The organism is Elusimicrobiota bacterium (assembly GCA_041658405.1).
GTDB lineage: Bacteria > Elusimicrobiota > UBA5214 > JBBAAG01 > JBBAAG01 > JBBAAG01.
Map to the genome: position 1 here is coordinate 1 of JBBAAG010000094.1, position 10500 is coordinate 10500.

At 40.8% G+C, this 10500-nt stretch carries 11 protein-coding genes; all 11 read left to right on the plus strand.

Annotated features, from left to right (window positions below; genetic code table 11):
- On the plus strand, positions 1 to 538 hold a 538-nt coding region (locus WC955_11870), incomplete at its 5' end, for a formylglycine-generating enzyme family protein (protein ID MFA5859748.1).
- 72 nt (positions 539 to 610) lie between these two features.
- A complete protein-coding gene (locus WC955_11875; GenBank protein MFA5859749.1) occupies positions 611 to 1690 on the plus strand; it encodes a glycosyltransferase family 9 protein in 1080 nt (359 codons plus the stop codon).
- A gap of 751 nt (positions 1691 to 2441) precedes the next feature.
- Positions 2442 to 2603, plus strand: a complete 162-nt coding sequence (locus tag WC955_11880; protein ID MFA5859750.1) for a hypothetical protein — start codon at positions 2442 to 2444, stop codon at positions 2601 to 2603.
- Positions 2604 to 3010: 407 nt separating this feature from the next.
- Positions 3011 to 3493: a hypothetical protein gene (locus WC955_11885; GenBank protein ID MFA5859751.1), complete on the plus strand. Its 483-nt coding sequence runs from the start codon at positions 3011 to 3013 to the stop codon at positions 3491 to 3493.
- Positions 3494 to 3507: 14 nt separating this feature from the next.
- The gene (locus WC955_11890) at positions 3508 to 4581 is read left to right on the plus strand and encodes an AAA family ATPase (protein MFA5859752.1); all 1074 of its coding nucleotides are present in this window, start codon (positions 3508 to 3510) and stop codon (positions 4579 to 4581) included.
- Positions 4582 to 4585: 4 nt separating this feature from the next.
- Complete coding sequence (locus WC955_11895; GenBank protein ID MFA5859753.1) at positions 4586 to 5842, plus strand: VWA-like domain-containing protein; 1257 nt, start codon at positions 4586 to 4588, stop codon at positions 5840 to 5842.
- A 3-nt stretch (positions 5843 to 5845) separates the two neighbouring features.
- Positions 5846 to 6376 carry a hypothetical protein gene (locus tag WC955_11900; GenBank protein MFA5859754.1) on the plus strand — a complete coding sequence of 177 codons (531 nt, stop codon included), beginning with the start codon at positions 5846 to 5848 and terminating at the stop codon, positions 6374 to 6376.
- Entirely contained in the window at positions 6366 to 7577 is a 1212-nt protein-coding gene (locus tag WC955_11905; protein MFA5859755.1) for a reverse transcriptase family protein, read from the plus strand. The genes WC955_11900 and WC955_11905 overlap by 11 nt, the downstream gene beginning before the upstream one ends.
- Positions 7578 to 8014: 437 nt before the next feature.
- Positions 8015 to 9118, plus strand: a complete 1104-nt coding sequence (locus tag WC955_11910) for a hypothetical protein (GenBank protein MFA5859756.1) — start codon at positions 8015 to 8017, stop codon at positions 9116 to 9118.
- Positions 9119 to 9120: 2 nt separating this feature from the next.
- Positions 9121 to 9639 carry a hypothetical protein gene (locus WC955_11915; GenBank protein ID MFA5859757.1) on the plus strand — a complete coding sequence of 173 codons (519 nt, stop codon included), beginning with the start codon at positions 9121 to 9123 and terminating at the stop codon, positions 9637 to 9639.
- A gap of 32 nt (positions 9640 to 9671) precedes the next feature.
- On the plus strand, positions 9672 to 10500 hold an 829-nt coding region (locus WC955_11920; protein MFA5859758.1), incomplete at its 3' end, for a DNA polymerase III subunit beta.

Below are 10500 nucleotides of genomic sequence, written 5' to 3' on the forward strand. Positions count from 1 at the left end.
TAACAATGTTACACAACCATATTATTGGAATGACAATGATTTCGGATACTATGCTACTTTCTACAACGGTCCAAGCTTACCGGTCGTAGGGGTAAGCTGGTATGAAGCGTATGCGTATGCGAAATGGGCAGGAAAACGGTTGCCGACGGAAGCGGAATGGGAGAAAGCAGCAAGAGGTACTGACGCGCGGATGTATCCATGGGGAAATATATGGAAATACGATTATTATTGTAATTCAAAAGAAAATGACTTCTATTTAAAAACCGCGCCAGTAGGCAATTATGAAAACGGTAAAAGTCCTTACGGATGTTACGATATTATAGGAAATGTATGGGAATGGTGTAACGATTGGTATGACGATAATTATTACAGCAGCTCACCAGCAAGTAACCCACAAGGGCCATCTACGTCAGGGACATATAGAAGTACTCGTGGCGGGTCTTGGGGAAATTATGCCATCGATTGCCGGGTACCAGGCCGGGGGTATGGATCACCTGATAGCCAATCAAACTCATTTGGTTTCCGTTGTGTGAAATAATCATTTTTTATATCATGACGATAAATACCTAGAATACTAATTGTATAAAGACGCTTCAATAGTATAATAAGTATGCTAATAGACAAAAAGATATTAATATTTCAAAATCTAGGTTTAGGAGATTTATTAATAACTGTACCTGTCCTTAAATTTCTTAGAACTTCATATCCAGATTATCATATTGAAGTGTGGAGTAAATTGCGCTATTCTAATTTTTTATCAGATCTAAAAGTAAGTATCTCCGGGAAGTCTTATAGTTTAATTAACAACGTTCGCGAGTATAATAAATCATGGATTTCTCCACTTGTGTCCGATAAATATTTAACTGCTACTTTTCGGGAATATTTGGCTGAAATATTTGATAATGTTGAATTGGTAATTTGTTATTTGATCAAAGATAGTAGCATTTTTATTAATAATTTAAAAACATTGGGTGTTAAGCAAGTGGTTTCCCTTTCTGTTTCTGACACGAATAATGGATATTCCAAAGAAGTTCATCGAATAGATCAGCAATACATTGCTTTAAAGAAATATTTTCCATTAAATATAGGAGTAAATGATTTTATTGTAAATCTCTGTGATTTCGAAATTGTGACTAATAAATTTGTTAGTGATAACATCAATAGGTTCATGTCGAGTAATAAATTACAAAATGAAAAAATAGTGGCAATTCACCCGGGAAGCAGTGATCCCAAGAAGTGTTGGCATCAGATTCGATATTCACAAATTTGTAACCGTTTGCACAATGAGTTACCAAATCACAAAATATTGATTATTAATGGCCCGTGTGATTCCAATGTATCAACAACTCTTAAAAATTATTGTAAATTCCCAATATATTTAACTTATCCATATTTTACAATAACAGAATTAGCTTTTATACTTAAACAATGCTGTGTTTATTTGGGAAATGACGACGGAGTAAGTCATTTGGCTGCTTCATTGGGTGTACCAACAATCGCAATATTTGGGCCTTCAAATAGTAACGTATGGCAACCCAAAGGAAGAAACGTTAGAATTGTAAAGACAAATGTTGGTTGTAATCCTTGTGCTTGTGAAGTTTTAAGTAAATGCAGTCAACAATATTGTTTAGAAAACGTTAATGTTGAACAAGTATATAACGAAGTAAAATCGGTAATATTAAAAGCTTAAACCCAAATAACAAATATTATGCCAAATCAAATATTTACTATTTCTTAAGTATTTGACGTCATTTAATAATATATGTAATACTTGTTTACCAAACAAGACGGTAGCAACAGGTAGGTATTGTTAGGAATAAGTACTACGGTGGACATAAAAAAGCTATACCAGTACTGTGTTAACTTTTAGCTCAAATCTGGCATATGAATAAACGTCAATAAAAAGTAGAATTTATATACTGTACTTTCCTAATCTTTTCAAGATGGTATCAAGAAACAAAGACTTCGAAAGTTTGTTAGACGCTCTCATCGGTAGAATCGAAACCTGCATGGAAAACATAAGAACACAACACGCCTGGGGAAAGTTGTGTTATAGTGAACACCGGTTTTTATTTACAAACGTATTTGCTGTAGACAGTTATGAATCCGCATTTATTGAAAAGTCGAGACTGACAGGCCTCATTTTTCAGTTAAAAGAACTCTTTTCTAAAATTCAACACACTCCAGAAGGGAAACGTTTTCTACGCAAACACACCGACTATCAACCCCTTCTGGAGAACATAGAACGCAGAGCCGGGTATTTGATCACTTCTTAAGGAAAGATTTATAAAGTTCTGACAATAATAGTTGTCATGAAAGATAGTCTGATGATCAAAATACTTATTGGCATCCTTATAATAACACATCTTATTTTAATAGTATTAGCCGCCGGAAATTATATCCTACAAACAGACTTTAAATGTGTCGAACAGAAAAGCATTGTGCTTCCTATCGAGTGTTTGAGTAATATCTCAGCGGTGAATCAACTGTTTGACAGGCTAAACATTACAAGTGTACGTGTCTTAACACCGGAACAGTTTGATGACAAAATGAAAGAATACGTTCAGGATGTAAATCTCAGCGACATCCGTCTCAAAACGTAGTACTACGAACCATACACTCCACAACCACAAAATATATAAAGACCAAACCACTATAATATTTACCACTTTCACATAACAAAACCATAATTTAAGACTATCATCAGTGTCCCGTACACTGAATGTCTTAATGCTATAAACTCCGAGATAAGCTCTGTGCAACACAGGCCTCGGAGTTTTTTTGTTTGTACCGCGAAATAAGAGAAGGCTCACCCTTTTTCAACCTTATTCCGACGGTATCTTATTGAAACAGGGCAAAGCCCCGCGATTTCTTTAGTCATAACTATAGCTACAAGATTCTCACAATTCTGGAAACAAAAAAAAATGCGAGGGAGTGGTTTAAGGATTTCGCCGTCCCGGCTGCTCTCTCGCTACAAATTCTAGTTTACCAAAAAGGAGGTAAAACCAAAATGGAAATTACAATGGAAGAAAATGTTAAACAGTTTAAGGAAATTGCAAAAAGAGTGTTATATGACAAAGGAGGACTCACGCCGTTATTATGTGGTATTTTAGCGGACAACAAGTTCACTTGTTTGCCAATCACAATTGACGATACGTCGGATAAGCGCGCGAAGTTTGCCATAGCGCAAGAAATGTTGCGGCTTTTGGGAGCCCGAATCATTATTGCGGTGTTCGATTCGTACTATGTTAAACCGGATAATACCACCAAAGACAAGTCAGTTACAACTTTTGCGCCCTCGGAACATCCGCAGCGTAAAGAAGCCCTGTGTATCGTTAGCAAATCAGCAGATGAAAACCAGATGATAATCGTTCCTTACCACAAGGAGAAAGGATTTATTGTCTTTGAAGACGAGATTACCTACAAATCCGGCCAGCCGGATGCAGTCTTAGTTGACAATTTGTTGTCCACCATATTAACAAACCAAAATTAAGGAGGGTTATTACCATGTCAGAACAAGAAACAGTTTACAACCACGGCAACACGTTTTACGAGTTAGTAGATTTAGTGATCCACGTAACAAAATCCGGTAGAGTACCGTTTATCTGGGGACAACCGGGCATAGGCAAAAGCGCGCTTGCGCGGACAGTAGCTGCAAAACTCGGCTGCGAGTACTGTTGTTTAGACGCGCCGTTACTCCAACCCTTTGATTACGCTGTAGCTGTGCCGGATCATGTAAAAAAAGAAATCACGTTATACCGTACCGGGTTTATTCCGCAAAAAGGCCCCGCAGTCGTAGCAATTGAAGATTTGCCCCATGCAAAGCCGTACCAACAAGTTCCATTGATGCAGTTAGTTTTGGATCATCGTATCGGGCCGATGCATATCAGTAAAGACGTGTACTTCATCGCCACAGGCAATCGTGAAGAAGACAATGCGTTTACTCAACCCATCCCCAGCCCGTTGTTGAACAGAATGTGCCATTTTACGCTGAACGCATCATACGAAGAATGGGTTTACCGGTTTGCACGGCCTAACAACGTAGACGAGCGCGTAGTGGGATTCGTGTTATCCAATCCCGAATTTTTCGCGCAACAACCCAAGGAAGGCGTCCGCGCATGGCCCACGCCGCGCAGTTTACACGCGTTCGCGGATATTATCAAAAATATCAACGACGAAAATGTTATCCGGTCAATAGGTATAGGTACAATCGGGGAAGTAGCGACCAAGTTCTTCTTGGAATGGTTGAAATATCTTAGATGTATCGACCCAAAACAAGTGATAGTTGAAGGCATACTGCCTAAGTTTGACTCTCAAGACCGCAGCCAAGTGTTAGCAATAGTGCTAAGCATAGGCACATACTGCGCGAAACTAAACGAACAGTCAGTCATTCAACACGGTAACAACATAATCCGGTTCTTTAACGCGCTTAGTTCCGACTACAAAGTGTTATTTTGCCACCAGTTCATAGACTACGACAACGAAGGTAACCGCAACGTACAAAAGTTGTCATACCTGCAAAATATCAAAGGGTCGGACAAGATGTTCAAAAATTTGGCAGAGGTTTTATTGGAAGGATAAATGTATGGACATAAAAGCAAGAAATAAGTTATGCAATGTTTTAGCAGTGCTTACCAACAAGTATCCGTTTTACAGTTTCTTCGCATTTAGTTGGAAGCTAACAGAAAACCCCGGGTTAGGCACGTTTGCTACAGATATGGAAACCCTGTATTACGACCCAAAAACAGTTATGGAATGGGACCAACCCGACCTATTATTTGCTGTGGTACACGAAATAACGCACTGCATATTTCTGCACCCGGGCAGTTTCGGTACAAAACGTTCAAGTAGTAAGAATCGACAGCTATGGATGCTGGCAGCCGAGTATACGGTCAACAGCGAAACCAAACAAATCCTGGGGTTGAAAAATCACGAACTGCCAAAAGGGATTTTATACTCGGACATGTATCATGGCAAAACAACAGAACAAGTGTACGAAATGCTGCAAAAGGAAGGTACAAACCTTACAACTTTAAACATTTCGATACACTCAGAAACTGTGGAAGCCACCTGCGATTCTTGTGGTACAAAAATCCCAAGTTCCGCATTAGCCGCAGGTAAATGTCCCAATTGTGGGAAAGAGCTGCCAGTACTAAAAAATGGATTCATTGACCATCATGTAGCGCAAGAAAAGAAAGAAAAATTGCAGCAAGCGATAGAACGCATACTTGTAGGCGGCGAACTCGCCAAAGCCAAAGGATGCCTTACTGCCGGTATCGAACGCCAGATAGGCAAGCTCAGAAACGCGCAAGTACCTTGGGAGCGCATCTTACACCGCTTAGTTAGCCAAGTGTTATCCGATGATGATTACCGCTGGGACGCTCCGAACTTTCGTCATCCTTTGTCCGAGAGCTACATAATCCCGGGCTTGCGCAGCGAGAAAGCCGGGGATATAGCAATTGCGATAGATACTTCCGGCAGTATTTCAGAACCCGAACTAACAGCGTTTACCGCCGAGATTTCCAAACTCCACGGATTAACTGACGAGATAACGGTACTCAGCTGTGACTGCGCAGTAAACGAAAAAGTCAAAACCCGCAACATCAACGAGTTCTGCACTAAGCTGCGGTTCAAAGGCGGCGGGGGTACAAGTTTTGTTCCTGTATTCGAAGAATTAAAGAAATCAAAACCCGCACCGGCGCTACTGATCTATTTCACAGACGGCTACGGCGATTTTCCGGATACCCCGCCGCAGACTTACCCGGTGTTATGGGTACTCACAGAAAACCATAACAATCCCCCTTGGGGACACAAATCAATACTTAAAACAGGAGGACAGTAATTTATGAAATGCTCAAACAGAGAAGTCGCAAAAACATTTGTTAACAGTCACGGGAACAAACAGACGGAAAGTTATCACGGTAATATGTCGTGTGAAGACGGGATGTTAAACTCGTACTCTACGCCAATAGCGATCTGGTCGTGGAAGCTGAGGGATATGTATCAAGACATCCTTGGCCCATTGCCGGGAGATAACTCTCTTCCTGACAACCTCATATTTCTTACAGACGAAAGGTATTCGCCGACAACTTCGAAGCATCAGGGATTCTTGAGGTATTCAGCCAACGGGCAGGTATGCGAAATCCCGGCGGAGATCGCAACGATAAAGTCCGGGCCGTTGCAGTTCTATGACCATGTAAAACGCGCGAAAGAAACGTTTGAGACGAAATTTAAGAGAGCCCGGCTTGAGCGTACCCGCGAATACAATCTATCGCAAGTAAATCACTGCAACACCTTATTGAAAATGTTAACCCCGTATGCTCTGGCAGAAACAATAAAGTTTCCGGAAAGGAGGCTCAACAGCCATGTGGGTTAAACAGGATACCGTTAATGTAGCGAAAGCTAACGCGTTTAGTAAATTCAAAGACGAACGCATTCTTTGGCTGCCGGTATTTAAACTTGCGCGGTTTTTGGCAAACACTTGCGGCGAAACGAACAACTGCGGATTCGACGATTTATCGCGGGAGTTTGGATATGGGAAATGCACAATTGAAGATATAACAACAATATACCGGATGGCGGATAATAAAACCATTGATGGGGACTCAAAACTCGCGTTGAAAATATTATCAAACCCTGAATGCAAACACGTGTTGAATAATATCCGTACGGTATTGAAACGTCATATATGTAATTTAACTCACCAGCAGTTGTTTGTAAACGTGCCCGAAATCGCGCGCTGCGCAAAACAATACGCAACAACCATTGAACAACATTACAAAAGGTTTTGCATCAAAAAGAAAAACGGCGGCAGGCGTGTGATTGAAGCTCCGGATACTGAACTGAGAACAATACAGCGTATAATACTCAACCACATCCTCACCCCTTGTTATCCGTATACGTCAACAAATCCCGCGCATGGGTTTTTGCCAAACCGCAATACTCTGACAAACGCCGCAGTACACGCGAATGCTGTTGTTGTTATCAACCTGGACCTCAAAGACGCGTTCTCTAACACAACAAAGGGTATCCTCAAAAAGTCGTTGACTGAATGGTTCACATCGTACGGCGCGAAACAGATAATAAAACTGTGCTGCCTAAACAGTAAACTTCCTCAGGGCGCGCCGACATCGCCGCTGCTGCTCAACTACGCGTTGATTAAACTCGACCGCAAACTGAAGTCATTATCGCAGAGTACTGGGTGGAGGTATTCAAGGTACGCCGACGATTTAACATTTTCGTGTAAAAAACTTGATGGTTCAACTTCAGGAGTCGCGAAAGTTATATCGTTGGTTGAACGGATCATAAAAGACTATGGGTACAGGCTAAACTCGGATAAAACACGGGTACACAAACCTAACCGCGAGTTAGAGGTAACGGGATTAATGTTAAATTCCGGCAAACCTACAATCTCACGCAAAATCCGCCGCAGGGTACGCGCAATGGTGCACAACTATGTAACCCGGGGTGTAGGTGATGTTCATAAGGTTAACGGCTATATAAGCTATATAGCTTCAGTAAACCCAATTTATGCGCAAAAACTCAAACAAGCAATCGTAACAAAACAAAGTATTTAACGAAAACCATACCTGGACAGTTCAGATACCTTTAACATGCTTAGACTTAAATGCAAAACCGTATTTGCAGCTCTGATGTTATCGTCAGGGTGAGGATGTATGTTACCCATGTTTTTAATGCAAAAGCCAGAGTAACGATTCCTTCGTAATCGTTGTCATGGCTTCAGAAGTAAGCATTTTATAAGTGTCCCTGTCCAGGTAAGGTAAAAAGAAAGGACGGTGATTTAATGAAGCAATAAAGAAATTGTAATAAAACACGTCAATACCCAGACTTTAGCGGCGGGATCATTGCCGTGCCTCTGATGTTTCGTCGGGGAAAGGTTAGAGATAACACGCATAATTGAGCCGCCTGGCATCCTGCGCTGCGCTTGGATGCCTACGGCGGCTTTAAAGTGGGTATTGAAAAAATAATCTAAGAAATGAAAGGAGTTAGCGTTATGCTGAATAAGTTTTATGAGAAAGCATTAGTAAACAGTAACTGCACACAAGAAGCAATCCGGTTAGGGCTTATGAAGGTAATGGATCTTGAACCCAAGGAATACCGGATAGTTCTAAACATTGCGGAGAACAAACAGAAGTACAGAATCCCTGATAAGTTCTTGAGGGAAATGCCAGTAGGTACATTGTTCAGCCAATTACCAAGAAAAGAAGTGTCCGCTGAAATTCTGCGGCGTATAAAGGGTGATGATAAATTTGAGTTGCCCGGAATTAGCAAATGGGAACTCTACAAAATCCCGGCGAGATTGGAAAAACACCTGCTTCCATACCTTGTTGGACTGGAATACCGCACACTCAAAAGTTGGCAGAGTATGATTTCCGAAGATGGGATGAACCAGGTGTTTCATTTACGGCGTAAGAACTGTAAGAGAAGTTTAGAGCCTAGAGTTGATCCGTTGCTGGTAGCGATAAAAGAAAATCATACGCAAAGTTTTAGCTACTTTGATTTATTGAGACTGAAAAAGGAGCGGTTTCTAAAAGTAGTGAATGCTTGGTTAGGTGCGACAGATGAGGTTAAGATCAAGATCCTTAAAACCCCGTATGTGAATCTGTTGGATGATAACCAATACGTCGAGATAATAAAATCGTGGCTGAAAGTCTCCTGGCCTTGTGTAAACATTGCGAACCTAAAGTTGGAACATTACAACATGCTTACTGATGAGCTTAAGTATGAAGCACTGAAGAAGCATGTCAGAGGTGACATTCATGCAATTACCCCGATGCCGCCTTTGGAAGATGTGACAAGGCTTATCGTACCAAAGATACTTGCAAACAACACTCAAGCTGAAGAGGTGTACTTGAAATACAAATTGAAATCGTTGGTGGAGGACATGAGAAAACACGTTAACGGGGTAAGCGTAGATCAGTGTTTTAAAAGTAGGGATATAAAACAGTTGCGCGTGATTACGGAATACTGTCGTAACGTGTATTGGAGTTCGCAAGAGTTGAAATATCAGTCGCAGGTTTATGAGTGGGTGCTAAACCAAGAGTCAGATGAACGATCTGCATTGTGCAAGTATTTTATTAAGCGAGGAGGGTATTGAGTATGAAGAATAATGGAAAGGACTACGTTTTCAAAGACGTAGAGTTTATGTCAGCAGACGAGAAAAGTAAGGTGTTGAAAGATTGGGACAAGTTTTGGGAGGAGATAACAAACTCTTACGACAAAACGTATACCGACAAATACGGGAATACACTGCCACTGCCGTTTAGCAAGTTTACCGATAAACTTTACCAACACCTGCACCTGCATTGTTCGTTTATCGCGCATTACGATAGGCACGGGTTTTACTCGACGTACTTCGAAAGTCCCGAGGATACGGTCAAATTCGTAAAACAGTTTGATGTGGACTTGGGCTGTGTCAGTATTGAGTATGGGGGTAGTTATTGGCTTAACGGCGATTACTCGGACTTAAACAACGCAATGTGTGAAGTAATGAACAAGTACAAAACTGTACTTTATGAAAAGCTGTGCAGCCAACAGAAACAGGAGGAACTTTTGCAAGCACAGCAGTTGGCAGCAAAATGGGGATATGCGGTTAAGGAAGTATCGGTTAAGGGATAAATTATTAAAAAAATGAAAGGACGGATAGTATTATGAAATTTGAAATTAATTCAGAAGATGTAGTAAAGGTGACAAAGTTATGCAAGAAGGTAATAAGTTCAAAATCAGGATTGCCGGTGTTGTCACAAATAAAAGTTGAAGTGTTACCCGGTAAGATTTTTTTCTCATGCACGGATTTAGAGATGTGCTTGATAACTACAATAGAATGTAAAACCGAAGGCGAGGGTACGTTTCTGTTACCTTTTAAGGCCATAGAAAAAGTTAAGTCTAACGGTAAAGTAATCGTACGGTATGAAAACAGCATTGAGATACAAAACAGTACGGGTAGTGTAAGCATAATCCCGAACGATAGTGAAGAATTTCCGATGATATCCAAAGATGAAGCTCAGTATATGCTTGGTGAAGATTTCCTAGAAAAAACAGCGGGATGTTTACCGGCAGTATCGAGTGACGAATCGAGGTCAATACTCAATAGTGTATGTATACAAAAAGATGCGGTTCTCTCTACAGATGGGAAACGGTTGCATGTATTCAAAACCGCTAACCCAGAATTGTTTCCTGGGTTTAACGATTCGGGAATAATCGTACCTGCAAAAACAATAAAAACACTGCAAGCCATAGCCAAGCTTGAGAAAGTAAAAGTGTTGAAGATCGGGGGTTCAACAAAAACCGTGCCGAATTCAGAGGAAGATAGTCAATCCGGTATAAGCGAACCAGAAGACCCACAAATTTGTGAACCGCTATCTGTTACTTTTGAAATAGGTAACACAATACTGTCCAGCAAGGTTATTGATGGTATATACCCGGAGTGGAAAAACGTTATACCTCAGGAAGTGAAATCGGTGGTAATTATTGAAAGGA

Coding starts and splice junctions, on each gene's coding strand:
- WC955_11875 (MFA5859749.1), top strand. CDS start 611: ATGCTAATAGACAAAAAGATATTAATATTTCAAAATCTAGGTTTAGGA.
- WC955_11885 (MFA5859751.1), top strand. CDS start 3,011: ATGGAAATTACAATGGAAGAAAATGTTAAACAGTTTAAGGAAATTGCA.
- WC955_11890 (MFA5859752.1), top strand. CDS start 3,508: ATGTCAGAACAAGAAACAGTTTACAACCACGGCAACACGTTTTACGAG.
- WC955_11895 (MFA5859753.1), top strand. CDS start 4,586: ATGGACATAAAAGCAAGAAATAAGTTATGCAATGTTTTAGCAGTGCTT.
- WC955_11900 (MFA5859754.1), top strand. CDS start 5,846: ATGAAATGCTCAAACAGAGAAGTCGCAAAAACATTTGTTAACAGTCAC.
- WC955_11905 (MFA5859755.1), top strand. CDS start 6,366: ATGTGGGTTAAACAGGATACCGTTAATGTAGCGAAAGCTAACGCGTTT.
- WC955_11910 (MFA5859756.1), top strand. CDS start 8,015: ATGCTGAATAAGTTTTATGAGAAAGCATTAGTAAACAGTAACTGCACA.
- WC955_11915 (MFA5859757.1), top strand. CDS start 9,121: ATGAAGAATAATGGAAAGGACTACGTTTTCAAAGACGTAGAGTTTATG.